The organism is Cupriavidus sp. TMH.W2, assembly GCF_050847365.1.
Lineage (GTDB): Bacteria > Pseudomonadota > Gammaproteobacteria > Burkholderiales > Burkholderiaceae > Cupriavidus.
The window spans coordinates 1,505,655-1,531,769 of the sequence record NZ_CP193792.1 but is presented as its reverse complement, the minus strand read 5'-3'; the positions used below and the strand labels follow the sequence as shown (position 1 = coordinate 1,531,769).

Annotated in this window: 20 protein-coding genes; 11 read left to right on the top strand and 9 right to left on the bottom strand. The window is 64.7% G+C overall.

Going from position 1 to position 26,115, the window contains the following annotated elements; translation table 11 throughout:
• Positions 1-60: 60 nt before the first annotated feature.
• The 5 genes from ACREYQ_RS07075 to ACREYQ_RS07055 form a co-directional block, all read right to left on the bottom strand.
• Positions 61-348, bottom strand: a complete 288-nt coding sequence (locus tag ACREYQ_RS07075) for a PAAR domain-containing protein (protein ID WP_432260372.1) — start codon at positions 346-348, stop codon at positions 61-63.
• 27 nt (positions 349-375) lie between these two features.
• Positions 376-1,689, bottom strand: a complete 1,314-nt coding sequence (locus tag ACREYQ_RS07070) for a hypothetical protein (protein ID WP_432260039.1) — start codon at positions 1,687-1,689, stop codon at positions 376-378.
• A 269-nt stretch (positions 1,690-1,958) separates the two neighbouring features.
• Positions 1,959-2,858 carry a T6SS immunity protein Tli4 family protein gene (locus tag ACREYQ_RS07065; protein ID WP_432260038.1) on the bottom strand — a complete coding sequence of 300 codons (900 nt, stop codon included), beginning with the start codon at positions 2,856-2,858 and terminating at the stop codon, positions 1,959-1,961.
• Positions 2,855-4,648, bottom strand: coding sequence for a hypothetical protein (locus ACREYQ_RS07060; protein WP_432260037.1), 1,794 nt, complete (start codon positions 4,646-4,648; stop codon positions 2,855-2,857). The genes ACREYQ_RS07065 and ACREYQ_RS07060 overlap by 4 nt, the downstream gene beginning before the upstream one ends.
• Before the next feature lie 29 nt (positions 4,649-4,677).
• Positions 4,678-7,146 (bottom strand): type VI secretion system Vgr family protein, encoded by a 2,469-nt coding sequence (locus tag ACREYQ_RS07055; RefSeq protein WP_432260036.1) that lies wholly within the window; start codon positions 7,144-7,146, stop codon positions 4,678-4,680.
• Positions 7,147-7,447: 301 nt separating this feature from the next.
• Here ACREYQ_RS07055 and tssB point away from each other — a divergent pair, with 301 nt between their 5' ends.
• From tssB to tssE, 8 genes are all read left to right on the top strand, one after another.
• On the top strand, positions 7,448-7,963 hold the full coding sequence (gene tssB / locus ACREYQ_RS07050) for a type VI secretion system contractile sheath small subunit (protein ID WP_432260035.1): 516 nt from the start codon (positions 7,448-7,450) through the stop codon (positions 7,961-7,963).
• A gap of 21 nt (positions 7,964-7,984) precedes the next feature.
• On the top strand, positions 7,985-9,532 hold the full coding sequence (gene tssC, locus ACREYQ_RS07045; RefSeq protein ID WP_432260034.1) for a type VI secretion system contractile sheath large subunit: 1,548 nt from the start codon (positions 7,985-7,987) through the stop codon (positions 9,530-9,532).
• A 106-nt stretch (positions 9,533-9,638) separates the two neighbouring features.
• On the top strand, positions 9,639-10,985 hold the full coding sequence (tssK, locus tag ACREYQ_RS07040; RefSeq protein WP_432260033.1) for a type VI secretion system baseplate subunit TssK: 1,347 nt from the start codon (positions 9,639-9,641) through the stop codon (positions 10,983-10,985).
• 8 nt (positions 10,986-10,993) lie between these two features.
• Positions 10,994-11,629: a DotU family type IV/VI secretion system protein gene (locus tag ACREYQ_RS07035; RefSeq protein ID WP_432260032.1), complete on the top strand. Its 636-nt coding sequence runs from the start codon at positions 10,994-10,996 to the stop codon at positions 11,627-11,629.
• Positions 11,630-11,639: 10 nt separating this feature from the next.
• Positions 11,640-13,370: an OmpA family protein gene (locus ACREYQ_RS07030; RefSeq protein WP_432260031.1), complete on the top strand. Its 1,731-nt coding sequence runs from the start codon at positions 11,640-11,642 to the stop codon at positions 13,368-13,370.
• A 15-nt stretch (positions 13,371-13,385) separates the two neighbouring features.
• Positions 13,386-13,871 (top strand): Hcp family type VI secretion system effector, encoded by a 486-nt coding sequence (locus tag ACREYQ_RS07025; protein WP_432260030.1) that lies wholly within the window; start codon positions 13,386-13,388, stop codon positions 13,869-13,871.
• A 100-nt stretch (positions 13,872-13,971) separates the two neighbouring features.
• Complete coding sequence (gene tssH, locus ACREYQ_RS07020) at positions 13,972-16,680, top strand: type VI secretion system ATPase TssH (RefSeq protein WP_432260029.1); 2,709 nt, start codon at positions 13,972-13,974, stop codon at positions 16,678-16,680.
• Entirely contained in the window at positions 16,680-17,111 is a 432-nt protein-coding gene (tssE, locus tag ACREYQ_RS07015; protein WP_432260028.1) for a type VI secretion system baseplate subunit TssE, read from the top strand. Before tssH ends, tssE begins: the two co-directional genes overlap by 1 nt.
• A gap of 14 nt (positions 17,112-17,125) precedes the next feature.
• On the opposite strand, the gene ACREYQ_RS07010 is transcribed toward tssE, so the two are convergent.
• Both ACREYQ_RS07010 and ACREYQ_RS07005 read right to left on the bottom strand, forming a co-directional pair.
• On the bottom strand, positions 17,126-17,461 hold the full coding sequence (locus ACREYQ_RS07010) for a cupin domain-containing protein (RefSeq protein WP_432260027.1): 336 nt from the start codon (positions 17,459-17,461) through the stop codon (positions 17,126-17,128).
• Between the two features lie 33 nt (positions 17,462-17,494).
• Positions 17,495-20,800 (bottom strand): DNA translocase FtsK 4TM domain-containing protein, encoded by a 3,306-nt coding sequence (locus ACREYQ_RS07005; protein WP_432260371.1) that lies wholly within the window; start codon positions 20,798-20,800, stop codon positions 17,495-17,497.
• 178 nt (positions 20,801-20,978) lie between these two features.
• Here ACREYQ_RS07005 and ACREYQ_RS07000 point away from each other — a divergent pair, with 178 nt between their 5' ends.
• Positions 20,979-22,202 carry an EAL domain-containing response regulator gene (locus ACREYQ_RS07000; RefSeq protein ID WP_432260026.1) on the top strand — a complete coding sequence of 408 codons (1,224 nt, stop codon included), beginning with the start codon at positions 20,979-20,981 and terminating at the stop codon, positions 22,200-22,202.
• 7 nt (positions 22,203-22,209) lie between these two features.
• On the opposite strand, the gene ACREYQ_RS06995 is transcribed toward ACREYQ_RS07000, so the two are convergent.
• Together ACREYQ_RS06995 and ACREYQ_RS06990 are read right to left on the bottom strand one after the other, a co-directional pair.
• Entirely contained in the window at positions 22,210-22,629 is a 420-nt protein-coding gene (locus ACREYQ_RS06995) for a DoxX family protein (RefSeq protein WP_432260025.1), read from the bottom strand.
• 191 nt (positions 22,630-22,820) lie between these two features.
• Positions 22,821-23,768 carry a LysR family transcriptional regulator gene (locus ACREYQ_RS06990; RefSeq protein WP_432260024.1) on the bottom strand — a complete coding sequence of 316 codons (948 nt, stop codon included), beginning with the start codon at positions 23,766-23,768 and terminating at the stop codon, positions 22,821-22,823.
• A gap of 162 nt (positions 23,769-23,930) precedes the next feature.
• Between ACREYQ_RS06990 and ACREYQ_RS06985 the strand changes: the two genes are divergently transcribed.
• Positions 23,931-24,551 (top strand): FMN-dependent NADH-azoreductase, encoded by a 621-nt coding sequence (locus tag ACREYQ_RS06985; RefSeq protein WP_432260023.1) that lies wholly within the window; start codon positions 23,931-23,933, stop codon positions 24,549-24,551.
• 179 nt (positions 24,552-24,730) lie between these two features.
• Positions 24,731-26,020, top strand: a complete 1,290-nt coding sequence (gene egtB, locus ACREYQ_RS06980) for an ergothioneine biosynthesis protein EgtB (RefSeq protein ID WP_432260022.1) — start codon at positions 24,731-24,733, stop codon at positions 26,018-26,020.
• The last annotated feature ends 95 nt before the right edge of the window (positions 26,021-26,115 follow it).

Sequence of the window (26,115 nt, the reverse complement as noted above, 5' to 3'; positions counted from 1 at the left end):
TGTACAAAGTATCAGGCCGACAACTGAGAGGTCCACTCGAACAATACTCATCGATACCTCTCAGACATCCATATACGAGGCATGCTGTGAAGAAATCAGGAGCGGACTAGGCATGCAGCGGCATACACACAAGTCGTCGCTCAATGCCGCTTCACGGCCCTCCGGTCCGGTCATCGACAGGCGTGGACCCACGCAGACGATCCGTCCGACCGTCTTGCAGATCGGGCACCAAACCGGGTCACTCTCATAGGCCTGCTCCTGCCCCTCCATGAGATCATTACCATCCCCACCTATGACAATGCCACCGGCCGTTGTTAAAGCCCCTTTCGTGATGTCGTAGCGTCTCACCAAGATGTGCTCCTTGTTTGTGACCCTTCAAATGAGATAAGTCTCTGCCGATGGCGCCAGCGACTCTAAGAGATTTGAGCCTAGCTCCATCCCGTCTTCCACCCGACGGACAATCGCGGCATCCACGCTTTCCAACCGGCCACAGAAGAGAATCTGATTGGGAGCAGTGGCAGACAATGACTTTGCCCCGCAGGCGACAGCAAGCCAGGGCGCGGCGATGCCGGCATGCCCGACGGTCTGATCCAAATCCGTTGGCTTCACACTGAGTTCCAGCTTCAAGGCGGTCGCACGAAGGACGCCAGTCTGCGCTGAACCAAGACCGGTCTGCCAGCCACCGCCAATCTGCGATGCAGCGATCCCGCCCCACTGCAACGCGCGACATATCGCGCCATCCAATTGGTCCGGTGCCCCTTGAACCGGGCGATGCAGATTGCCTTCGCACGCCACTTCATTCCGGGTTGCTTGATCTCTTGGCATGAGCAGAACAGCCACACCGGCTTCCGCAGCCCCGACAGGTGGCGTTTCGCTAAGCAGTGGATAGAGTTGAATCGTGACGAAGAGCCTTGCCTCGCATTCACGGCCGGCAGCAAGTTGATCAAGCCAGCTGTCAACGGCACCGAGGTTCACGGGATTCGCATCGTCAATCACATGCATTCGCCGAAGCCGGCGTTCCGCCCAACACTTGCGCCAGAGTTCCAGATAGTCCTTGCGAGGCGATCCACCTGACACCCAGACATGTACGCCGAGATCAGTCGGTGATGGCAGCGATGCAAGACTCTCAGCCAGTTCCTCAAGTAGTTCCAAAAATAGCCAATGCACTACCTTCATATGGCGCGTCTCGTCGTCTCTCCTTGCTCCGGTTTTGAGCTCCACTCCTGGCACGAGCAGCCAGCGCGCCTGGATGGGATCGCTCTCGCTAAAGACCGGATTCTGGGACTCCAGTCTTACCGTGCCGGACTGAATGCTCTGCGTAGCATTCTCAGTCCTGTCAGCAGAAAATCGATAGGCCGTGCAAACTATGGCCAAAGGATGCACTGCCACCTCAAAGATGCCCGCGTTATAGTCACGGACGGCCTCATTGCGCATCAACACGTCGAGTCTGTGACCCTCATAAATCGCATAGCGTCGAAGTACTGCCAAGCCAGCCACACCCGATGGAAAAAAGATGAGGCTTATCCAGAAGCGCCAGGTATTCGTCGGCAAGTGCTCCGGCCAAAGCAAGAGAACGGCCACCCCGAACCCGATGGCCATCAGAATGAAGGTCACTCCCCAGAATAGCCGCGAGGGTGGATCTTCCGGAATCGCAACTTCTTTGGGTAGAAGCGAAAAATCAACAGCCATGCTTTGCCTTCATCAAATCAGACGAGATAACAACTGTTTCCAATCCGCCCGCTGCACGTACCTTGGCACTTACCGCGAATACCGACGCTCAGACCTGTTAAGCAAATCGTCTCGCCGCTGGTGAGCGGACGGAAAGATCTCCTCACACAAGTAGTGCATAACATCACCCACCGATGGAGCGCGTCGGCAAATGGAAGGAAAAACCGAAGCCGGGAATGCAAGTGAGCCAGCAGCGAATGTCCAAAGGACTCGGCGGCGAGATAGTACCTTCATACAGCCCCCGGACGCAGACGCAGCGAATCAACCACCGTATCCCATAGTTCCAGCGCCTCTTCGTCGCTGGAAAACGATTCCTTGTTCGTGGAATACGCACTCTCCCCAACTTGCAACGACACATTCAGGTTGGGCTCTGCCAATGAGTCCGCCTTGCCTGGCGCTTCCCACTTGAAACCATAGGTGCGCTTACCATCCTGCGTCCCTGCAATGAGGATTTCATCGGCTTGAATAGGGCCGACCGGCCGTTCACGGTTTCGCAATTGACCGACGCCTGCTACTGTACCGAGCAGCGTCGCGAGCACCCCGCCTGCTCGCGCCCGCAGTCCGGGCTCGACGGTGCGCTGCGTGTAAGCTGTTACGGTGAATGACACATCCGGCCTGCCAGCCAGTTGAATGGCCATGCGCCAGCTTTCCAGGTTCAAAGTCTTATCCACCAGAATTGCGTCATCAGCCACGTAGCCAATCCCAGCATGGGCTTCGCCATCGGGAATCTGGCGCCATTCTCGGGACAATTCTTCCCGCACAGTCAAAGCAGATTGCTTTCGATCTGGATCAACATCTCCGGAGTACTTCAGCGCCCTCGACCCGGCGAGAAAATAGGTATCAAAGCGATACAGTATTTCCCCGGTCGGTCTATTCCAAGAGATCAGCGTGACAGCCTGATTTTCGTGGGAGACTCGGTCGATAAACATGCTGCCATGCTTCGCGTGCTTAGTGGCCCGCAGTGCTCGTTCTTCTTGAGCAACCAACTTGCTAAAGAGTTCCGCCGTGAATCTCCCAACCAGCGGTTGGATCTTTACTTTGTTGTATGAATAGCTCTCAATGGTGTTCGCGCCTGCCGGCAAGTCGATCAGATGCCGACCGATTGCACGGGTCCTCCATGGCTTCTTCATTTCGACTCCCTCTTGTGCCATTGCGCACCTTGAGCGATCTTGACGATGGCAAACATCGTGGCGTAGAGCGAACGCTGAGATGCGTCGCTGTAGCTCCCTTGATGGTCGTAGCAGAAGTCCATATTGTGCTGCCCGGAATTACCTTGACCATGCGCGAAACTCATCTCAATACCGGCCCTACCCGGAGCCGCGCCCGAATAGTACGGAACGGTGCCATCCCCCGGACAGTCAGGTGCGCCAATAGTTAGATTGAGCCCCCACGATGTCCTCAATGCACCGTTTCCATCATCACTGACAACACGAACTTCAGCCCGATCCGGCGCGCCAAAGCCTCTTCCCTCCCAAGCCACCTCCCCCCAAGTGAATCGGTGTTCGCTCGCAAACATTCCGGTTCCAAGCAACCCTCCCTTGCCACTCTCAACGTCCCTCTTCCCTTGCGAGCCGTAGTGGGCGTAGGTTGGCTCCTTATATCGCCGTTCGATTGATTCGTGAAACTCCCGTACTTTGGCAATAACGTCATTCATCGACTTCCGCGGCGACCCTTCATCCGGTCTAAAACCGCTATCTGAAGTGCTGACCATATCGCGCTCTGCAGGATTCATTAAGCGTAGATTTCCATCAGGCACCAAGCCGTACCATGCCGGCGATCGATAGATCTCGCCATAAGGATCGCCCTTCTGAGGCAATGGATGCAGGATATCCTTTCCGGTGGCCCTATCTCGGACCATCAGCCAAGGTTTTCCTCCGTTGTAGTCAGCAGTCGGCAACAGCTCGAGTCCTCCCGGCGCCTGGGCGAGAATGGCGACAACATCTGCAGCATTGCGTCCAAGGAAGATCTGCTCCGCGCTTTCAAAGCCCGCCCGCATTCGCTTGTAAGTAGCCGGCGCCCCGGTAGCCGGTTGCACACCATGGGAAACGCCGAGCACCTTGTCACATTGATGGATCTCCGTCAGTGCGCGGCTCACCAGCCCGCCCATTGAATGCGTAACGACGATCACCTTCTCTGCCAGCGGACGATTCGGCTTGCTGCGTCGAATACGGCACTCATTGTTTCCTTTTCCATCCGGAGTGTCCTGGGCAACAACGGTCTGACCCTCGTTGTAGTAGGGAAGAATCGTGTTCTCGATCAGGCCCCTAATCGCTGCCCCCGAGTCACGATTGCTTTGCAGCCAGTTGTATCCGCCAGCCCAAACATCGAACTGGTAGGTGGCTGCATGGAGTATCTCTTCTCGAGTCAGCGCCTCACCACCCGATGCTCCCCATTCGCTCGGGGCATCCTGCCCGCACTCCGCTGCCCAATTCTTCAAGTTGGCTACGTTATGTTCGAAGTCATACTCGGCCAGCGAGTTCAGCAAGTGCTGAAGCTGGCCCAGGAACGGATGGTAGGAGGAGCGCATCAACGCTCCCCAACCGCGTCCCACCAATACGTTCTTCGGCAGCCCACTCTGACCAGGATCAATCGGCCCGCTGGGATCGACTTCGACGGTATCCGTCGCCAGATCACCGGCTCGATCCTTCGTGTTTTTGAACAGATAGCTGAAGAGTTGGGCGATCAGATCAGCCGCGCCACGCAGGTCTGCGTTGGGTGGACGCCAGACGATGGTCTTTCCCTCCTTCTTCCTCAGATTGGTACCCATGATGCCGGGGAGGAAGAGGATAGGGATTACATAGGGCTTGGCAAGGACAATCTTCTCGCGCTGATCCTCAGTTGGGGTCAAGGTCGCCGAACAATATTGATCGCCGTCGTCGTCGACGATACTCTGGTAGAGAATGGATTGGGTATCAGCCATGGCACTAACTCGATTTGTGGTATCCGGGATTAGCCCAGCAGCCGGATTCTGATTGGCTCGACAAATAGGCTCTTCTGCAGTGGGGTTCGTCCCGCCGCGTCCGTTGCCACTTTCAGATGGGTCCCATCCTCACGCAGAAGGGCCACATTCGCATTGGCTAGCGGCTCCCCTGTGGAAGGATTGCGCACCACATAGGCATCATTGAACATTGCGTGTTTCCACGTGTTCATTGCCTGCGAAAGTGAACTCGGACCCTGGCGACGAAATGATGCAGATTTGAATGATCGATCACCTCGGGTACCATCTTCAATGCCCGTCGATGACATCCGCAGGTAAGAACCGCCGCATTTGAGCAGCAATTCCTCCTTGGCCTCGATGACAACGCGCCCGCGCGCGCTTGTGATTGTCAAGTCCTTATCTGAAAGCAGGCGCATTGCATCGCTCTGCGCTTGAATCTCAACGCTGCCTCGGGCTGCAAACAGCTTGATGCCAAGTTTTTGAGCAAAGCATGACAAGGCGCCGCTTGCAGCCATGGCAATGTTCTTCATGGCATTGACATGGAAACCCGCCGAGGCGGCGACACTGACGTCCTTGCCTGCGGCAATCGCCACGCGGTCCGGCGTGACTGCGGCAATGCCGGCCGGCGCGGACAGCACCATCACCGCCTGCTTCAGCGCGTTTACGCTGTCTTTGAGCCACAAGTTCTCTGACTTCAGGTCGGCAATCTCCGCCTTGGCAAGCTGCGCGGCATGGCCCAGGCCTTCGGCCTGGGCCAGCGCGACCTGCAACTGGTTGAGCGCCGATTGCATGTCGAGTTGTTTGCCCTCGGCCTTTGGCTGGTCGTCGGCAGAGAGGAGCAACCCCTTCCCACCCCGGATCGCCCCCCACCCCGAGGTCCGCAACTCAAATCCATCCCCCCGCTTCTGCTTCTTGTGGTCAACGAGGTAGCCAAGGTTCAACTGCGTCTTCCCGCCATACTCGGTGGAAAATTTCATTCCCTCCTGCCCCTCCCGGTCCTCCATGCGGAACTTGTTGTTGCTCTGCGTCTGGATCAAGTTGCGGGATTGCCAGCGGTCCTGGCTGGTGATGATGTCCATGTGCTGGCTGTTGTGCTGCACATGGGCGATATACGGCTTGTTGGGATTGCCGTCGCGGAAGGCCACGTCCACGTAGGTGCCATCCACCAGCGGGAAGTGGAAGCCGGTCCTCAGCGCACCGGCGAACGGTTTGGCCAGCGCCAGTGGCACACTCTCGCCGCCGTTGGGCCAGCTATCGAAGTCCAGGTCGAAGCGGACGGTGTAACGCCCGTCCTGGGTCAGGTAGGCGTATTTATACCGGGCCGGCGAGGTGACCCGCGCGCTCAGCGTGCCGTGGATCTTTGGCCACCTGTCCTCGGCAAGCGGCAGCCGGTAACGACGGTCCGAGGGAATGGATTTGAAGGTGTTGCGGTACGCGGCATCGCGCGCGCCGCTGTGGATGACTTCCGTGATCACCTGGCCGTTGGGGGCATCGGGCAACGCATGGTCCATGCGCAGGATGCGCGCCGGGCGTAGTGCCAGCACGTTGCTCTCGCCCTCGTAGACGACCTGCCCGGCAAGCGCCGCCTCGTGACGCAGTTGGGCCTCCCACCGGGCACCAGCCTGGTCCAGATGGTGCGTGCCATAGACATAGGGCTGGCCATAGGTGGTCTTGTCCTTGCGGGCAAGGTGGGCCTCGGCCTCGAAGCGCTCATAGGCCTGGTCGGGGTTGTAGTCAGCCACGCGGAAAGACTCGGCCACCGTCCGGGTATGGGTCCTCAGGTCGGACACCGCCTCGACGCCAGACTCCAGGCCAGCCGTCTCCCGGTACGGCACTCGTAGCTCCGGCTGATAGATGTAATGGTCGATGTCGTCGCCAAACACCACCATCTCGCCGAACTTGCCCGGCATGAAGTAGCTGTACAGGCCTTCCTGCTCCATCAGGAGCCGGATATAGGCCCAGTCCGACATCTGGTACTGGAAGCGGAATTTGTGCTGCGGATACTTTCGCCGGGTCTTGAAGGCAAACTGGTGGCCGCGCAGGTCATGGCGACGCAGGATGGCCTCGATGATCTGGGGGGCGGTCTGGTGCTGGTAGATGCGGCTGGCGTGCGTGAGCTTCAGGCGCGCGACCAGGGGTTCGATGACGACCTCGTAGCCGCAGAAGTCATGGGGCTGCCGGGTCTTGCTGAAGCGCGTGATGCAGCCTGCGAACTGCCGTGCTTCGGTGCCGTCGTCAGGCTCGATCCGGAATGCCGCTGCCTTGCCGAGGTAGTCGGCGCGATCCAGTGCAAGCGGATGGGTCAGCTGGATGGTGACCGTGTAGGGATCGCCGAGGCGCTCGACAGCCTCGAAGGCAACGACCGACAGCGCCGTGGCGCTGGCCGTTCCGGGCACATCGACAAAGTATGCCTGCCGCCCCGTGATGTGCCTGAGCAGCGCATTGCCGCAAGTCTCGAGTCCTCTTTCCAGATTCGCCATCGTTCAGTCCCGTTGTCAGCACGAGCCTGCCACGGCTGCAAACCATCGCTCGCCACAATGCCCGTTGCGCCGCACGGTAACTCCAAATTGTTAAAGCCGGTATCCCTTTTCTTCAAATATTGCACTTTATTGCACTTCATTAATTACAAAGTAAATTTCAATTGAAGAATAAGTAATGTCCTATGTTACGGACCGTATCGTCCATGTTAGAAATTCCGTCCTAGTGGCGCAGCGATCTCGCCATCACCGCGACTTCAAACATCCACAACCGTTGATTTCAGACAAAGAAGAGGAATGAAGAATGGCCGAAAGCTTTCAGAATGAAGTGCCCAAGGCACGGGTCAACATCAAGCTTGACCTGCATACCGGTGGTGCGCAAAAGAAGGTCGAGCTGCCGCTCAAGCTGCTGGTGATTGGCGACTACAGCAGCGGCCAGGACGGCCGGGCGGTGGCCGAGCGCGGGAAGGTCTCGATCGACAAGAACAACTTCAACGCGGTGCTTGCCGACTTCAATCCGAAGGCGAAGATCGCCGTCGAGAACACGCTGACCGGCGATGGCACGGAACTGCCAGTCGATCTCGACTTCCGGTCCATGGATGACTTCAAGCCAGAAGTCGTTGCGGGGCGGGTACCGGAACTGCGTGCGCTGATGGCCGCTCGCAATCTGCTGCGGGACCTGAAGTCGAACCTGCTCGACAACGCGATGTTCCGCCGTGAACTCGAGAAGATCCTCAAGGATCCGGCCCTGTCCGAGCGCCTGCGCACGGACCTGCAGAAGATCGGCCAGGCCGCTCCGGCCTCCCCGTCTGCCCAGTAAATACCTTGAGGAGCCAGTGCCATGAACAAACATGACAGCGCCGCCCGCGGCAACAACGAAGCCGATACCATCGTCCTGGACGTGCCCGGCAAGAGCGTCTATGAGTCGCTCTGCGAGAAGATCAACCTGACGCCGGTCAAGACCACCCGGCCGGTGGAGTCGTTCCAGAGCGCCGACGCGCTCTCCGAATCGTCGCTGGACGAACGCGTGGCGCAGGCGATGAATGTGTTCCTGAAGATGATCCAGGAGTCGTCGCAGCAGGTGGATCGCCTGGACAAGAGCCTGCTCGATTTCCATATCGAGCACCTGGACCAGCAGATCAGCCGCCAGCTGGATGCGATCATGCACAACGACACGTTCCAGCAGATCGAGTCGGCATGGCGCGGCCTCAAGTTCCTGGTCGATCGCACGGATTTCCGCAAGAACGTCCGCATCGAGGTACTGGACGTTTCCAAGGATGCGCTGCGGCAGGACTTCGAGGACACGCCAGAGGTGATCCAGAGCGGCCTGTACCGGCACACCTACATCCAGGAGTACGACACACCGGGCGGCGAGCCGATCGGGTCGATTATTTCGAACTACGAGTTCGATCGCGGCCCGCAGGACATTGCCCTGCTGCGCAATATCTCCAAGGTCTCCGCCGCCGCGCACATGCCGTTCATTGGATCTGTCTCGCCGGCCTTCTTCGGCAAGGACTCGATGGAGGAAGTCGCCAGCATTCGCGATCTCGGCAACTACTTCGATCGTGCCGAGTACCTGAAGTGGAAAAGCTTCCGCGACTCCGACGACGCGCGCTATATCGGCCTGACCTTGCCACGCTTCCTGGCGCGCTTGCCGTACGGGCCGGAAACGGTGCCGGTACGCGCTTTCAACTACACGGAAGCAGTCAAAGGCCCGGACCACAAGCGCTACCTGTGGGCCAATGCCTCGTTCGCCTTTGCGGCGAACATGGTCCAGAGCTTTATCAGGAACGGCTGGTGCGTGCAGATCCGCGGCCCGCAGGCGGGTGGCCTGGTCGAAGACCTGCCGATCCACCTGTACGACCTGGGCACCGGCAACCAGGCCAAGATCCCGACCGAGGTGCTGATTCCGGAAACGCGCGAATTCGAGTTCGCCAATCTCGGCTTCATTCCGCTGTCGTACTACAAGAACCACGATTTCGCCTGCTTCTTCTCCGCGCATTCGGCGCAGAAGCCCGCGCTCTACGACACCAGGGAAGCCACGGCCAACAGCCGCGTCAACGCGCGCCTGCCCTACATCTTCCTGCTGTCGCGCATCGCGCACTACCTGAAGCTGATCCAGCGCGAGAACATCGGCACCACCAAGGACCGCCGGCTGCTGGAGCTGGAGCTCAACACGTGGATCAAGACGCTGGTGACCGAGATGACGGATCCCGGAGACGAACTGCAGGCATCCCACCCGCTGCGCGAAGCCAAGGTCATTGTCGAGGATATCGAGGACAACCCTGGCTTCTTCCGGGTCAAGCTGTTCATCGTGCCGCATTTCCAGATCGAGGGGATGGACATCAACCTGTCCCTCGTGTCGCAGATGCCGAAGGCGAAGAACTGATCTTCCCGCAAGCCGCTGCCTCGCACCGCCGGATGGTGGCAATCCCGCCACGGTCCGGCACGAACTCCATACGGAATAGGGTCATTCCGCGTACCAGCCGATCACGATGAAGATTACAAGACCGCTGTGGGCACAGGGCATTTTCATGACCCCGCAGCATTTCCAGCAGCAGGCGCTGTGGGACCGGTATTCCGATGAAGCGGTGGCGCGGGTAGCCAGTCCCGAGCCATGGGGCGTCGTCCGGGTCGGGCTTGACCCGCACGCGCTGGCGATTCATCGGCTTATGGTGAATACGCTCGCCTTGCGTCTACCAGACGGCGCGCTGGTCGATTCCGAGGTGGCGGACCTGACTCCCGCTCCCCGCGATCTGGCCGATGTGCCCGCGGCCGTCGACGCCGTAGTCGTGCTGATCGGTCTGCCGCTGGTGGACGCGCAGGGCGGCAACTGTATTGAAGCCGGTGAGCGGCCCGCTCGCCCACGGCGCTTTGTGCGCGAGTACCTGGAAATCACCGACCTGCATGGCGAAGGCAAGGAAGAGATCAGCGTGGAGCGGCAGGCCCTGGCACTGCTGTTCGACTTCGAGCCGCCCGCTGATTATGTGACCTGCCCCATTGCCCGCCTGGTGCGCACGCCGCAAGGCCGCTTCGAGCGCGATCCGGGCTTTGTGCCGCCCTGCCTCTTCCTGTCGGCAAGCGAGCGCCTGGTCGAGCGCATGAACCGCCTGTCCGAGATCCTGCGTGCCAAGAGCGCCAGCCTGGCCGTGCGCCGGCGCGAGCGCTCGGACCAGATCGCTGACTATGCGGTGGCGGATGTCGCGCTGTTCTGGCTGCTGCATAGCGTAAACAGTAGCTGGCCCGAACTGGCCCGCCTGTGCGCGGCACCGCAGCAGCATCCGGAACGGCTCTATGCCGTGCTGGCCCGGCTGGCAGGATCGCTGCTGACGTTCTCCACCACGGAGACGCTGCAAGCCATCCCCACCTACGATCATCTTGCCCCGGAGCCTGTGTTCGCGGAACTGGAGTCGTTGATTCGCTCGCTGCTGGATACCGTGATTCCGTCTCGGGTGGTGCCGGTTGCGCTGGAGCGCATCCGGCCAACCGTCTGGGCCGGCAAGATCCTCGATGAGCGCCTGGTCGAGGGGGCCGAGTATTACTTGTCGGTCCGGGCCGCGCTGCCGGCCCACAAGCTGCTTGAACAGTTGCCCCGCCTGTGCAAGGCGGGCGCGCCGGATGAGGTGGAGCAGATCGTCAACTCCGCGCTGCCTGGCATCCCCTTGCGCACCATGTCGCGCCTGCCCGCGGCCATACCGGTACGCATTGAAAACCAGTATTTCGCGCTCGATAGCGCTCACCCCGCGTTCCAGCGGATGCTGGACGCGCGGGCCTGCCAGTTCTATGTCCCGGCCTCCGTGCCGGACGTGGCGCTGGAGCTGTTTGCGGTACTGCCGGCATGAATCGCTCCATGATGATCCCCCTCGCCCTGCGCGACACAGCCCTGACCATCGCCGGACTTGCGGATACGGCACAAGCCCCGGACTTTGCGGCGTTCCGGACCCAATGCCTGGACCAGGTAAAGCGCTTGCAGGACGAAATCCGCGCCAGCGGCCAGCCCGCGGATGTGGTTGAAGATGCCGCCTACGCCCAATGCGCGTTGCTGGACGAGGTGGCACTGAACCGGCTGCAGGGCGACGGCCGTGACGCGTGGGAACGTCAGCCGCTGCAGGTCGACCAGTTCGCAAGCCATGACGCCGGGGAAGCCCTGATCGCCCGCATCGAGCGCAGGCTGGCTGAGGCCCAGCCGGTGCTGCCGCTGCTGGCGGTGTTCCAGGCGATCCTCGGACTGGGCTTCCAGGGTCGGTATGCGCTGGATGGTGCCAAGGCCCGCAGTGCGTTGATGCGCGCCATCGATGAACGCCTGCACCGTGCCGGCGTGCACCCTGCAGACGGCCCTGTGCTGGTCGCGGCCATCAAGCCGCATCGACGCCTTATGGACCTGTCGGCGCTCGGCTGGCTTGCGATCTCCGTGGTGGGAGCCGGCCTGGTCTACCTTGCACTGGACCGGTGGCTGGCGTTGGCCATCGGCCGGATTCCCGGCTGAGAGGGCTGCCGTGTCCGGCTACCCCTACCGCCTGCTCACTGCCTGGGTTGCGGCACTCGCACTTGCGTGGCTGGCATTCAGCTCACCCTGGAACGTGGGCTTGAACCTGCTGCTCGGCACGTTTGCGCTTGCGCTCGCGCTGCTGGCAATCGTGATCGTGACCCGGCACCGGCGCGCACAGCAGCGAGCCTCACAGCCCGTGCTGCAAGCGCTCAACGCTACGCTGGACATGCTGCCCGGCGACATCCGGCGCAATACGCCGCTGATACTGGTCGTCGGCGATGCACACGGGGCGCCGGCGCGGGCATTCGGCGAAGCGCTTGTCACCATCACGGATGCGGCAATCTGGGTGCGCGTCGATGATCCGACACGGCTTGCACACGTGGCGGCCGCCCTCCGGCGCTGGCGCGCTGGCCAGGGCCCCGATGCCGTCGCGTACCTGGCTGCCGCCGATCTGGCGCGGGACGCAGCAGTGCAGGACGCAGGCCTCAGGCGCTGGCGCTCGGCGATCGGCGAATCGAGCCGCGCGCTGGGCTACGCGATTCCCGTCTGCGTGGCAGTGTATATGGCGGATTCCACAGGCATGCCCGATACCTGTCCCTGGTTCGGCATTTCCGGAACGGCGCCGCTGCAGGCAGCTGGCTTGCCAACGCCGATTGCCTGGCGCCTGCAGCAATATGGCCAGGCCGCCATGCCATCCGAGCGCGAATCCCGGATGCTCCGTGCTGCCCGCCTGGACGCCCTGGCACGCTGGGCCGCGGACGCACTGCTGCCTGCGCTGGGCGAGAGCCAGCGCGACGGCTACCGGCACGGACGGCCCGCGCGGGTCTCGGCGTTCGGCGTGACCGCCACCGCAGGCGTGCCGGCCGCGGATTCGCTCTATGCCAGCTATGTCGCCAAGATCACCGCCCTGGCGCACGCATCGTCCACAGGCCGGCCTGATGCGCAAGGTATCCGCTACCCATTGCCCGCTGCGTTGATCCAGGGCATTGCGCAGCAACCGGTGCGTCGTGCCCTGCCGCTGGCGCTGGCGCATGCCTTTGCCTGGCTGGCCCTGGCCTTCTGCGCCGCCGCGGCCGCCTCGGCCTGGCAGAACCGCGCGCTGGTGGCCCGCGTGATGCAGGACATGGCCCGCTATCGCGCCATCGGTCCCGAGCATGATGCGGCGCGCGTCGACGCGCTGCAGGCAATCAAGCGCGATCGCGACCTGCTGGACGGGTATGCCCGCACTGGCGTGCCGCTACGGCTTGGACTGGGCTTCTATCGCGGCACGGCCTTTCTCACGCCGCTCAATGCGCTGATCGCGGGGTATCAGCCGCCGGCTCCGCCGCCAGCCACGATCGAACTGGACAGCCTGTCGCTGTTCCGCAGCGGCAGCGCGACCCTGGCGCCAGGTTCGAACCGCGTCATGTTCGGCGCCCTCGAAATGATCAAGGCCCATCCGGAAAAACGTGTCCTGGTGGCCGGGCATACCGACGCCACCGGCGCACCGGCCGCCAACCTCAGGCTGTCGGAAGCGCGCGCCGCATCGGTACGCGACTGGCTGGCCGATGCCGCCGGGCTGCCGCCGACGCATTTTGCGATTCAGGGCTATGGCGACACCCGCCCCAAGGCCGCCAACGACACCGACGCGGGACGCGCAGCGAATCGCCGCGTCGAGATCACGCTCGTCCCCGATTGCCGCGATACCAGCCGAGGCGATCGGACACCCCCGGGCCGATCGGCCTGTTCATTCCAGTAAAAGGAGCAAGAAGCCATGGCAATTCCCGCATACATGTGGATCAAGGACGATGGCGGTGCCGATATCAAGGGTTCCGTGACCGTCTCCGGCCGTGAGGGCAGCGTTGAGGTGGTGGCCTTCGACCATGCCGTCAATATCCCCACCGACTCCAATACTGGCAAGCTGACCGGTACGCGCGTGCACAAGCCGATCTTGTTCACCAAGGAGACCGACGCCTCCACGCCCTACCTGTACAAGGCGGTCACCAGCGGCCAGACGCTCAAGTCGGTCGAGATCAAGTGGTACAAGATCGACGACGCCGGCAAGGAGAAGGAGTACTTCAACACCAGGCTCGACAACGTGAAGGTGGTCGGCGTCACGCCCAGGATGCTGGACATCAAGAACCCGGCCTTCGAGAAGCACAACCATCTGGAAGATATCGAGTTGCGCTACGAGAAGATCACCTGGTCGTACAAGGACGGCAACATCATCCACGCCGACAGCTGGAACGAACGCTCCTGATGTCAGCGGCCGGCGCTGATGCCGGCTAGTCCTTGCGCGTGGCCGGTATCCGGGCCACGCGCCCGCTTGATTCTCCCGCTTTCCCCTCCTCCGCCATACCATGACCGCCCGCGACCTGTCTCCGTTCCTTCGTCGTCTGAACGACCATTGCGCCTGTGCCCTCGCGCAAGCCGCCAGTCTTTGCGAAACGCGCGCGCATCGGGACATCGAGATCGAACACTGGCTGATCAAGCTGCTGGAACTGGGCGATGGAGACCTGCTGGCTATCCTGCGCCGCCATGCACTCGACGTGGACGGCGTCTGGAACGGCCTGCTGGGCGCGATCGATCGCCTGCCGCACGACCTGCGGGGCAAGCCGGGCCTGTCGCAGCGCGTCGGCCAGTGGCTGGAGGCCGCATGGCTGCGCGCGTCGCTTGAAGCCGCGGCGCCTGGGGCGGATCAGTCAATCCGCTCGGCACATCTGCTGGCCGCACTGGCCGACGCGCCTCACCTGTTGCGTGCGCCCGATGCCTGGCCACTGCTGAGCGTGTCCGCTGCGCAGATCGAACGCCTGATGCCTGAACTCGACAAGGTTTCAGTCGAGGCAGCTGCGCCCGTCACAGCGGGTCCCCGCGCTGCCACCAGGCCGGATGACATGCCGGTTCCGGCTCCCCCTCGCACGCCTGCCATGCCGGGGCAGGCGGACACATCGGCCCTGGCCCGCTTCACCACCGATATCACGCAGAAGGCGCGTGACGGCAAGATCGACCCGGTGTTCGGCCGCGACGTGGAAATCCGCCAGATGGTGGACATCCTGGCCCGGCGCCGCAAGAACAATCCGATCCTGGTCGGCGAGCCTGGGGTGGGCAAGACTGCACTGGTGGAAGGCCTTGCGCTCCGGATTGCCGAGGGCGAGGTGCCGGCCGTCATCCGCGACGTCAGCGTGCTCAGGCTGGACCTGGGCCTGCTGCAGGCCGGTGCCGGCGTCAAAGGCGAATTCGAACAGCGACTGAAGAACGTGATCGAGGCCGTGCAGCAGTCCCCGACGCCGATCCTGCTCTTCATCGACGAAGCCCATACCCTGATCGGCGCAGGCAACACCGCGGGCGGCGCCGATGCGGCCAACCTGCTCAAGCCCGCCCTTGCACGGGGCGAACTGCGCACCATCGCGGCAACCACCTGGTCGGAATACAAGCGGTACTTCGAGCGCGACGCCGCGCTCGAGCGCCGCTTCCAGATGGTCAAGGTCGAAGAGCCCGACGATGACAACGCCTGCCTGATGCTGCGCGGGCTGAAGCCCCGCTATGCGCAGCACCATGGCGTGCATATCACCGATGCCGCTGTCGCCGCCGCGGTGCGCCTGTCGCGCCGCTACCTGACCGGGCGCCAGTTGCCGGACAAGGCCGTCGACCTGCTCGACACCGCCGCCGCGCGCGTGCGCATGAGCCAGCAGGCTACCCCGCTCGCCATCTCCGCCCGCGAGGCCGAGCTTGCGGCACTGGAGGTCGAACGCACCGCGCTGCTGGACGACCAGGGCGCAACGGGTGCAGAGGTCAACCAGCGGCTGGCCGCCATCGATGTACGGCTGGCCGCGCTGGCCATCGAACTGGAACAGTCGAGGCATGCGTTTGCGGAGCAGAAGGATGCGGCCGAAACGCTGCACGCATTGCGTGCCCAATGGCAGGCCGCTTCGGATGCCTCGGCCCGCGGTGACTTGGCGGCGTCGATCCAGGCTGCCCATCAGGCCCTGGCAGAGCACGGCCAGGCCGCGCTGCTCCATGCCGAGGTCGATGAGTCCGCCATCGCGCAGGTCATCGCCGACTGGACGGGCGTGCCGGTCGACAGCCTGCTGTCCAGCGAACTGGCGACGCTGCTGGCGCTGGAAACCCGCCTGGCGCAGGTCGTGGTCGGCCAGGACGAGGCGCTGGCAGCGCTCGGCAAGAGCCTGCGGGCCGCCAGGGCGGGGCTCAAATCCGAAGACGCGCCCCTGGGCGTGTTCCTGCTTGTCGGGCCATCGGGGGTCGGCAAGACCGAAACCGCGCGCGCGTTGGCAGACGTGATGTTCGGCGGCGAGCGCTCGCTGATCACCATCACCTTGTCCGAATACCAGGAGGCCCATACCGTTTCGCAGCTGAAAGGCTCGCCACCGGGCTATGTCGGCTACGGCGAAGGTGGCGTGCTGACCGAGGCGGTGCGCCAGCGCCCTTACAGCATCGTGCTGCTCGACGAAGTCGAAAAAGCCCACCGGGATGTGCTCAACCTGTTCTACCAGGTCTTCGATCGCGGCTTTATGCGCGATGGCGAAGGCCGCGTGATCGACTTCCGTAATACCGTGATCCTGATGACCTCCAATCTCGGCAGCGAGGCATTGCTGACGGCGATCGACGCAGCGGAGCAAGCAGGCACAGCGCTCGCTGCCGGCGCGCTGATGGAAACGATTCGCCCCCAGTTGATCGATCACTTTCAGCCGGCGCTGCTGGCGCGCTTCCAGACTGTGGTGTACCGCCCGCTGTCAGCACAGGCCATGGCCGTGATCGTCCGGATGAAGCTGGGCAAGGTGGCCGGCCGGATCGCGCGGCGCTTCGGCGTGCCGCTGCAGTGCGACGAGGCCCTGGTGGCAGAGCTGGTGCGGGCCTGCCTACTGCCGGACTCCGGCGCGCGCAATATCGACAGCCTGCTCGATCAGCAGATCCTGCCGGTCCTGTCGCGTGAGCTGCTGGTACGCATGGGCGGGAGCCGGGTGCCGACTTCGATGCTGCTGTCGTTTTCCGAGACGGACGGCATCGGCCTGTCATTCGAAGAACCGGCCGAGGCCGCGGAGGCCGCGTGATGGGCGGCGGACCCGGCCTGTTCGAAGCCGTCACCGGGTACTTTGCCAACGGGATCGCAGTCGATGAGTTCGATCCGGCGACCCAGACCTTCCTGTCGGTGCAGGACAACATCCAGCGCATCCTCAACAGCCGCCGCGGCTGCCTGGCGCACCTGCCTGACTATGGCCTGGGCGACCTGTCGAAGATCTACCGCCACCTGCCCGCCTCCGCGCATACGCTCAAGCGCGAGATCGAGACCACCCTGCTGCGCTACGAGCCGCGGCTGCGGGCCATCGACCTGACCATCGAAGACACCGAGCCCGGCATGCTGCTCAGCTTCACCATGAGCTGCCAGCTGCATCGGGCCGGGCTGGTGCGCTTCGGCACCCACTTCACGCCCGATGGCCGGACCCGGCTGAAATTATTGCAGGCGGAACACGATCGGGGCTGACCAGCCAGGGGCGCTCAGCCGGCAGAGTGATGCACCGCCAGCCAGACGCTGGGCTGGCTGGAATCGGTCCACGCGACCCGATGGCGGCAGTGGGCGGGCAGTTGCAGCCAGTCACCCGGCTTCATGCGATGCTCGCCGGGCTGTCCCTCGATCTCGATGGCGGCGCCGCCGCTGACCAGCAGCACCCATTCAGCCTCCGGACTGTCGTACCAGAAGCCCTCGGGGCTGGCCTGGCCGTTGGAGACGATGCGTTCGATGCGCAGGCCGGGGCGGTCCAGCAACGGCTCGAAGATCTCCTGCACCGCGCCGGCCGGGACGTTTGCCAGCAGGTTTCCGTGTTCAGGCTGCATGCTGCCCCCTCGCGGTCGTGGTTACGGAACGTGTCAGTCGCCCGGCCCCGGCGCCAGCACGTCGCGCGCGCCGTTGCGGCCCATTGGCGTCACCAGCCCGGCGACTTCCATCTGTTCGATCAGCCGCGCCGCGCGGTTGTAGCCGATGCGCAGCTGGCGCTGCACGGCGGAGATCGAGGCGCGGCGGCTGGTCAGCACAAAGCTGGCGGCTTCGTCGTAGAGCGGATCGGCCTCGCCATCGCCGCCGCCTTCGCCGAACAGGTCGGCGCTGCCGGCCTCGGCCGGATCGCCGGCGAGGATGGCTTCATCGTAGTCCGGCTCGCCGAACTGCTTCCAGTGCTCCACCACGCGGTGCACTTCGTCGTCGGCGACAAAGGCGCCGTGCACCCGCTGCGGATAGCCGGTGCCGGGCGGCAGGAACAGCATGTCGCCCTGGCCGAGCAGGCTCTCGGCGCCCATCTGGTCGAGGATGGTGCGCGAATCGATCTTGGACGAGACCTGGAACGCCACCCGCGTGGGGATATTGGCCTTGATCAGGCCGGTGATCACATCGACCGAGGGGCGCTGCGTGGCCAGGATCAGGTGGATGCCGGCGGCACGCGCCTTCTGCGCCAGGCGCGCGATCAGTTCTTCGATCTTCTTGCCGGCGACCATCATCAGGTCGGCCAGTTCGTCGATCACCACCACGATCATCGGCAGGCGCGACAGCGGCTCGGGCGCGTCCGGCGTCAGCGAGAACGGGTTCGGCACCTTCTGTCCGGCGGCCTCGGCGGCGCGGATCTTCTGGTTGTAGCCGGCCAGGTTGCGCACGCCCAGCGCGGACATCAGCTTGTAGCGCTTTTCCATTTCGCCGACGCACCAGTTGAGCGCGTGCGCGGCCTGCTTCATGTCGGTGACCACCGGCGCCAGCAAGTGGGGGATGCCCTCGTAGACCGACAGCTCCAGCATCTTGGGGTCGATCATGATCATGCGCACGTCTTCGGGCGTGGCCTTGTACAGCATCGACAGGATCATGGCGTTGACCGCCACCGACTTGCCCGAGCCGGTGGTGCCGGCCACCAGCAGGTGCGGCGCGCGGGCCAGGTCGGTCACCACCGGATTGCCGGTGATGTCCTTGCCCATGGCCAGCACCAGCCGCGAATGGTGCGCCTGGAACGAGGTCGCGTTGACGATCTCCGACAGCCGGATCATTTGCCGGCGTGCGTTTGGCAACTCCAGCCCCATGCAGGTCTTGCCGGGAATGGTCTCGACCACGCGGATCGAGGTCACGCCCAGCGCGCGCGCCAGGTCCTTCATCAGCCCGACCACCTGCGCGCCGCGCACGCCCATGGCGGGCTCGACCTCGAAGCGGGTGATCACCGGGCCGGCACCGGCGCCGACCACGGCGACGGGCACCTTGAACTCGGCCAGCCGTTGCGCGATCAGCTCGCCGGTTTCGCGCAGGCGTTCTTCGGACACCTGTTCGGCGCTGTCGACTTCGCTCTCAAGCAATTCAGCCGGCGGCAGGCGATAGTCGACGACCGGGCGCGGCGCAGGCGGGGCAACCGGTACCGGCGCGGGGGCCGGCTGGACAACAGCGGCCAGCGGCACGGTGCGGCCGACGACAGCGGGCAACACGATGCGGGGCTTGGCGGCCGGGACTGCTGGCGGGGTTGCTTCGGGCGATTCAACCGCTTCCGCGGGTTCGGGTCGTTCGGCGACTTCAGTGATTTCCGCGGCTTCCGGCGCTTCGACTACGTCAGCAGGCTGGGACTCGTCCGGCTCGGCCGCTTCGCCGACGAGGCCGTTGCCGTCCATCGGCGCTTCCGTGCCGATGTCCTCTGCCGGAGCCTGGACAATGGCGTCGGGCTCGCTGCCCTCTTCCATCGCCGAACTCGCCACCGCATTGGCTACGGCCTCGGACTCGGACTCCGACTCGATTACCTGGGCTTCAAACACCGCGGCAGTGTCTTCCGGCATGTCTGCCGGCAGCGCTTCAAGCTCAGGCTCGACGCGATATTCGGGTTCCGCCTCAGCTTCGGCTTCCGGCCCGGCTTGCAGGATGACGGCAGCCGGCGCGGGCGGCTCGGCGTCAACGACAACCTCGGCGGCCGAATCTGCAGCGGACGCCTCCAACGGCTGCGGTTCAGGCGCAGGCGCTTGCGATACCGGTGGCTTGCCTGCCAGGGCCTGCAATTCGGCCAGCAGGTCGAGCGCTTCCTGCCGGATCGCTGCCAGCGAGGTTGCGTCAGCCTCGTTCGTCGCAATTGCCTGTGGCGGGTCGTCGGCGATCAGGGAATCGGCGATCGGGGTATCGGCGATCGGGGTTGCGGTGGATACCGGCTGACTGGCCGGCGCATCGGTGTCGATCACGGGTTCAGGCTCGGGCACGACAACCGGCTCCACCGGGGCGGCTACGTCTTGCTCGGCAACGGCGGGCGCCGGGGCCGTGACTGCAGCCTCGGCCGGAGCCGTTACGGCCGCCGCCACCGTGGCCGCGGCAGCGGCCCTGGCGGAAGCTTCCGGCAGCGTCGTGATAGCCGAACGCACCAGCGGCTGCGGCTGGCGGAACGGGCTGCTGACGACCGTGCCGCGCAGCGGCTGCGCTGGCCGCGGTGCCGGAGCAGGCGCGGGTGCTGGCGCAGGCGCGGGCGCGGGCGCTGCAGTCTTGACAGGCTTGCGTGCGGCCGGCTGCGCAGGACGCGGTGCCGGGGCCGCTGCGGCGGGCGCTGGCTGGGCGCTGCGAACCGGTTTGACCGCGCCCGGGGATTCAGCATGGTGCAGCCAGATCTCGCCAGGCTGCGGCGGCGATTCACGCGTGCGGCGCGGCGGTTGCCAGGCGGGCTGGCGGCGTGCGGAGACGGCTTCAAAGCTGCGATGGCGCGTGGCCGGCGCAGTCCAGCCGGCGTTGCCTGCCGACGGCGTATCCCAACGCTCTGCCTCGCGCATCGGCTGGGTGGCGGCAAAGAACACCGGCGGCTCTTCCGGCGTCGCGTCGGGCGCTGCCGCGCGGCGCGGCTTGCGCGAGAACAGGCTGCGCCAGGTTTCGCCGAACACCATCGGCGCGGCCAGTGCCAGCACGCCCAGCATCAGCAACAGGGAGCCGGTCCAGCCGAACAGCTTGCCGATCATGCCGGCCAGCGCGCGGCCGGCGGAACCGCCGGCGGTCGATGCCGGATCGGATCCGCTGGTAAGCGCTTCCAGGCAGGCGCTTGCGCACAGCACGGCCAGCGTGCCCAGCCATACGCGCAGCGAGCCCGGCCCGGCCAGCCGGCGCTCGCCGGCAAGCCAGCGCGTCACCAGGCGCCAGACCAGGGGTACTATCCAGAGAGTCGAGAATCCGAACCAGCCCAAACCCATTATCGACATGCCATGTTCAAAACTACGGGCAGCGATTGTAGCGGTAATGACAGGCGGCCATTGAATTGGAAAGCGCAAATATTCGTAACGCTGCGCGCGTCTGGCGCAGCGGCACCGCGCTACCATGCGCCAAACCCCATCGCATTACAGACAGGCACCCTGCCGCCTCCCCTCCCCCATGCCGATCCGCTACGCCAGGCTGCGCATTCTCATCGTTGAAGACCACCCGTTCCAGCAGGCCGCGGCTGAAGGGCTGCTGCGCCATGTCGGCGTGCAGACCGTGGTCTGCGCGGACAACGGCACGCAGGCGGCCGAAGTCCTGGCGCGCGAGCCGTTCGACGTCGTGCTTTGCGACATCGAGATGCCCGACGGCAATGGCCCCGAGCTGATCGCCCAGCTGCACCGGCGCGGCCAGCACGCCTTCGCGGGAGCACCGCCGGTCTGGGTCTGGGTCACGGCCCTGGCCGAAGACATCCTGGATTCCAACCGCGGCCTGGCGCACGCCGCCGGCATCCCGCGCGTGCACGCGCTGCGCAAGCCGCTGTCGCGCGATGCGGTGGAAGAGATCCTGGCCGATGCGCTGTTGCGCCAGGCTTCCGAGGCAGCCGGGCCCGCCTGGTCGCCCGAAGACGCGGAACTGATCGCGGCCACGCAGGCCGGCACGGACCTGCTGGTCATGCTGCAGCCCCAGCACGACATTGCCAGCGCACGCCTGGCCGGCGCCGAGGCCCTGGTGCGCTGGCGCCATCCCGAGCACGGCCTGGTGCAGCCCGACCTCTTCATCCCGCGGCTCGAAGCGCTGGACGCGGCCGACCCGGTGTTCTTCTTTGTCACCCGCCAGTGCCTGGCAGCGCAGCAGCGGCTGCGCGCGGCGGGCATCGCCATTGCGCTGGGCATCAATGCATCGGCGCAAACCCTGTGCCGGCCCGGCGTGCTGGAAGAATTTGATGGGCTGGTGGCCGCCAGCGGCGTGCCACGGCAGTCATTGACGGTGGAGCTGACCGAGGGCTACCCGGTGCCCGATACGCTGGCCCTGTCGGTCGTCATGAACCGCTTGCGGCTGCTGGGCTACGGCGTGGCGATCGACGATTTCGGCGTGGGCATCGCCACGCTCAAGCTGCTGGCGGACCTGCCGTTCACGCAATTGAAGGTGGACCGGTCGTTCGTGGCGGATGTCGACGGGCATGGCCAGCGCGCCACGATCTGCCGCAGCATGATCGGCCTGGCCAGGGAACTGGGTCTGGAATGCGTGGCCGAGGGCGTCGAGACCGACGCCCAGCGGGCCGCGCTGCTGGCCTTGCGCTGCCCGCTGGGCCAGGGCTACCTGTGGTCCGCGCCCAAGCCGGCGGCAGTCTTCATCGCCGACGCCATCGATCGGGCGGCCACCACGCCGCCGGCCTGACCGGGCGCTAATTGAACTTGCCGTTGATGCCGCCCACGCTGAACCGGCCCGCCCCCAGCAGCAGCACCGTCAGCGCGGCGCCCAGGTACATACCTTGCAACTCCAGCGCCCAGCCGCCGGTATCGGCCAGCATGCCGAGCTGCTTGGTATGCACCAGCGCCACCGCGACCAACATGTTGATCGCAACGATCAGCGCCGCCAGGCGGCTCCACAGCCCGATGATCAGCAGGATCGGGGCCGCGACTTCCCCAATGTAGACGCCGTAGGTCAGCCATGCCGGCAGCCCGGCGTCGGCGACCACCTTCGCCACAAAGCCCATGTCGACCGCACCGGTCAGCTTGGCGATGCCGTGCATCAGGATCAGCACGCCAAGCATGATGCGCAGCAGCGCCTTGCCCAAGTCCTGGGAACCCTGAGAGCCACCCATGGCCATTCTCCTCGCCGTTGTCTGTCGAACTGGTTGTCGATCCAAGCGCCTTTACCCTCACGCGCAAGGGTTCGCCCATGTACCTTAGTGCGAGCCGGCGTGAAGGTAAAGCCGCAAATGTGCAACAGCCGCAGGTCCCGATGCGGCCGGCACAACCTCTCGCCGGTCCCGCCACAGCGCCGGAAATGGGGCTACACCACGCGATGCATCGACGGCGGCCTTGACTCATGCATGCCGGCCTTGTGTGCGCCCTCCGGCAGGACCTCGCCCAGGAAGTCCAGGAAGCGCCGGGTGGCCGGCGTCACGCCCTTGCGTGACGGAAACACCGCATGCAGCGTGCCGACCGGCATGTCGTACTGCGGCAGCACCAGCTCCAGGTCGCCATTGTCCAGTGCTTCGCGGCAGTACATGCGCGGCAACATAGCCACGCCGACGCCGGCGATCGCTGCCTCGCGCAGCAGCGCGAATTCATCGGTGACCAGGCGCGGGTCGTAGGCAATCTGGATCGAGTCGCCGGTCTTGCAGCGCAAGATCCAGACATGCTTGCCGTCGTGCGGCTGCTGGCCCACGCCCGGCATGCCGTCAAGCGCCTGCGGCGTACGCGGGCGGCCGATGCTATCCAGCAGCGACGGGCTCGCCACCAGCATCAGCTGGCTTTCGCCGAAGGTGCGCACGGCCAGGCTGGAGTCTTCCATCGCCTCGCGCACGCGCAGGGCCAGGTCGAAGCCCTCGCCGATCACGTCCACGCGCCGGTTGGTGGTTTCCAGCTCGATGCGCACGGCCGGGTTGGCGCGCATGAAGTGCCCGATGGCCGGCGCCAGCAGGATCTGCGCAATGGCGACCGGGCAGCTCACGCGCAGCGTGCCGCCGGGCTGTTCGCGGGCCTGCTCGATGACCTCGCGCGCCGCCTCGGCCTCGTTGAGCATGGCGCGGCAGCGCGCGTAATAGGACTCACCCAGTGTCGTGACGCGCACCTGGCGCGTGGTACGGCGCAGCAACTGCACTCCCAGGTCGCGCTCCAGCTGGGCGATGCGCCGGCTCAGGCGCGACTTGGGCACGCCGGTGGCACGGCTGGCCGCGGAGAAACTGCCGTGTTCGACCACCTGGGCGAACAGGGACAAGTCGTTAAGGTCTTGCATGGAGGGCTCCGGGATCACGCGGGCGGCGCCGTCCCGGCAGCGAACGTCGCCCGGACTGGCGTTGCATCGGTAGAACAATCATTTGCATTTTGCCTCACTACCGATACCAATGGCCAGCCGCTATCTTTCATCCATCGCAACCGCACCCTAGTGGAGAAAGACATGAACATCCTGCAGATCGATTCCAGCGTCCTCGGTGACAACTCTGTTTCGCGCAGCCTGACCGCCAGCGTGGTGGCCGACCTGGTCGCCGCCAACCCGGGCGCCAAGCTGACCGTGCGCGACCTGGACCAGGACGCCCCGGCGCACCTGTCCGGCCACTTGCTGCCCGTGCTCGGCGGCCCGAAGGACGGCCTGAATGCGGTGCAGGAAGCCGAGCTGCGGCGCACCGAGCAATGGCTGGCCGAATTCCTGGCCGCCGACGTGCTGGTGGTGGGCGTGCCGCAGTACAACTTCAGCATCCCCAGCCAGCTCAAGGCCTGGATCGACCGCATCGCGCAGGCTGGCCGCACCTTCACGTACACCGAGAACGGCCCGGTGGGCCTGGCCGGCGGCAAGCGCGTGATCGTGGTGTCGTCTCGCGGCGGCGTGCGCCAGGATGCGAATGAGCTGGACCTGCACGAAAAGACCGTCGATATCGTGTTCCGCTTCCTGGGCATTACCGATATCACCTACGTGCGCGCCCACGGCCTGGCCATGGGTCCGCAGTTCCGCGAAGCCGGCCTGGCCAGCGCCCGCACCGAGATCGCGGCGCTGAACGACGCCAGCCGCCTGGCCGCCTGAGGTCACGGGCCCGGCCGGCGCCGCTGGACGGCGCCGGCTCGCCCCGGGGACGGATCAGGTCTATGATGGATCGGGGCGCTGCGGCGCCCCGCGTGCCATGGGCGGCGCGCCGCAGCGGCTAATTGGCTGTGGCGGCCAGCCGCCTGCAGTCATCGACCGATCCAACCCCGGGAGCCCGCATGACTTCAGCCCTGTTGCCCGCAGCCGCCCTCCATCCGCCGCACGAACCCGCCCTGCTTTCGCAGTATCGCCACGTACGCGCCGCCACCGAGACCCTGGTGGCCGACCTGTCCGACGCCGATGCCACCGTGCAGTCCATGGACGACGCCAGCCCGGCAAAATGGCACCTGGCGCACACTACGTGGTTTTTTGAGGAATTCGTGCTGGCTGCGCGCATCCCGGACTACGAGCTGGTCGACCCGGACTACCGCTACCTCTTCAACTCCTACTATGAGGCAGTCGGCCCGCGGCACCCGCGGCCGCAGCGCGGATTGTTGTCCCGCCCGTCGTTGGACGAGGTGCTGGCCTACCGCGAGGCCGTGGACGAATCGATGCTGTCGCTGCTGGGCAGCGCCCAGACCGACGACGAGGCGGCGCTGATCATGCTTGGCCTGCAGCATGAACAGCAGCACCAGGAACTGCTGCTGACCGACATCCTGCACCTGTTCGCGCAGAACCCGCTGCGCCCCGCGTTCGCCCCGGAACTGCCGGCGCCGGTGATCGCCGACCCGCGGCCCGCGCCGGACTGGATCGGCTTTGACGGCGGCCTGGTCGAGATCGGCCACCGCGGCGAGGCCTTTGCCTTTGACTGCGAAGCGCCGCGCCACAAGGTCTACCTGGCGCCGTTCACGCTGTGCTCGCACCCGGTCAGCAACCGGCAGTGGTTCGAGTTCATCGAGGATGGCGGCTACCAGACCGCCGGGCTGTGGCTGTCCGACGGCTGGCGCTGGATGGCCGAGCAAGGCATCCAGGCCCCGCTCTACTGGGAAGAGCGCGAAGGCACGTGGTGGCAGATGACCCTGCGCGGCATGCATCCGGTCGACCCGGACAGCCCCGTCACCCACGTCAGCTTCTATGAGGCCGAAGCGTTCGCGCGCTGGGCCGAGCGCCGGCTGCCGACCGAGGCCGAATGGGAACACGCGGCCAGCCGCCTGCCGGCCACCGGGAATTTTGTCGAAGGGCGCGCGCTGCGGCCGCTGCCGGACCGGCAGAACACCGCGGGCGCATTGCGCCAGATGTTTGGCGACGTGTGGGAATGGACCGGCAGCGCCTTCCTGCCATATCCGGGTTTCCGCCCCAACGCGGGCACCGTGGGCGAGTACAACGGCAAGTTCATGAGCAGCCAGATGGTGCTGCGCGGCGGGTCGTGCGTCACGCCCGAATCGCATATCCGAGCGACTTACCGCAATTTCTTCTACCCGCACCAGCGCTGGCAGTTCACGGGGGTGCGGCTGGCGGACGATGTGTAGTTATTCCACCGTCGTTCCCGCGCAGGCTGGAACCCAGTGACTTCATCCCCGAAGGGGGCGCAAAAGACGCTGGATTCCCGCCTGCGCGGGAATGA

Bases quoted from the DNA above. Each gene is read 5' to 3' on its own strand.
- ACREYQ_RS07070 (WP_432260039.1), bottom strand. From the start codon at position 1,689: ATGGCTGTTGATTTTTCGCTTCTACCCAAAGAAGTTGCGATTCCGGAA.
- ACREYQ_RS07065 (WP_432260038.1), bottom strand. From the start codon at position 2,858: ATGAAGAAGCCATGGAGGACCCGTGCAATCGGTCGGCATCTGATCGAC.
- ACREYQ_RS07060 (WP_432260037.1), bottom strand. From the start codon at position 4,648: ATGGCTGATACCCAATCCATTCTCTACCAGAGTATCGTCGACGACGAC.
- ACREYQ_RS07055 (WP_432260036.1), bottom strand. From the start codon at position 7,146: ATGGCGAATCTGGAAAGAGGACTCGAGACTTGCGGCAATGCGCTGCTC.
- tssB (WP_432260035.1), top strand. From the start codon at position 7,448: ATGGCCGAAAGCTTTCAGAATGAAGTGCCCAAGGCACGGGTCAACATC.
- tssC (WP_432260034.1), top strand. From the start codon at position 7,985: ATGAACAAACATGACAGCGCCGCCCGCGGCAACAACGAAGCCGATACC.
- tssK (WP_432260033.1), top strand. From the start codon at position 9,639: ATGAAGATTACAAGACCGCTGTGGGCACAGGGCATTTTCATGACCCCG.
- ACREYQ_RS07035 (WP_432260032.1), top strand. From the start codon at position 10,994: ATGATGATCCCCCTCGCCCTGCGCGACACAGCCCTGACCATCGCCGGA.
- ACREYQ_RS07025 (WP_432260030.1), top strand. From the start codon at position 13,386: ATGGCAATTCCCGCATACATGTGGATCAAGGACGATGGCGGTGCCGAT.
- tssH (WP_432260029.1), top strand. From the start codon at position 13,972: ATGACCGCCCGCGACCTGTCTCCGTTCCTTCGTCGTCTGAACGACCAT.
- tssE (WP_432260028.1), top strand. From the start codon at position 16,680: ATGGGCGGCGGACCCGGCCTGTTCGAAGCCGTCACCGGGTACTTTGCC.
- ACREYQ_RS07010 (WP_432260027.1), bottom strand. From the start codon at position 17,461: ATGCAGCCTGAACACGGAAACCTGCTGGCAAACGTCCCGGCCGGCGCG.
- ACREYQ_RS07005 (WP_432260371.1), bottom strand. From the start codon at position 20,800: ATGGGTTTGGGCTGGTTCGGATTCTCGACTCTCTGGATAGTACCCCTG.
- ACREYQ_RS07000 (WP_432260026.1), top strand. From the start codon at position 20,979: ATGCCGATCCGCTACGCCAGGCTGCGCATTCTCATCGTTGAAGACCAC.
- ACREYQ_RS06995 (WP_432260025.1), bottom strand. From the start codon at position 22,629: ATGGGTGGCTCTCAGGGTTCCCAGGACTTGGGCAAGGCGCTGCTGCGC.
- ACREYQ_RS06990 (WP_432260024.1), bottom strand. From the start codon at position 23,768: ATGCAAGACCTTAACGACTTGTCCCTGTTCGCCCAGGTGGTCGAACAC.
- ACREYQ_RS06985 (WP_432260023.1), top strand. From the start codon at position 23,931: ATGAACATCCTGCAGATCGATTCCAGCGTCCTCGGTGACAACTCTGTT.
- egtB (WP_432260022.1), top strand. From the start codon at position 24,731: ATGACTTCAGCCCTGTTGCCCGCAGCCGCCCTCCATCCGCCGCACGAA.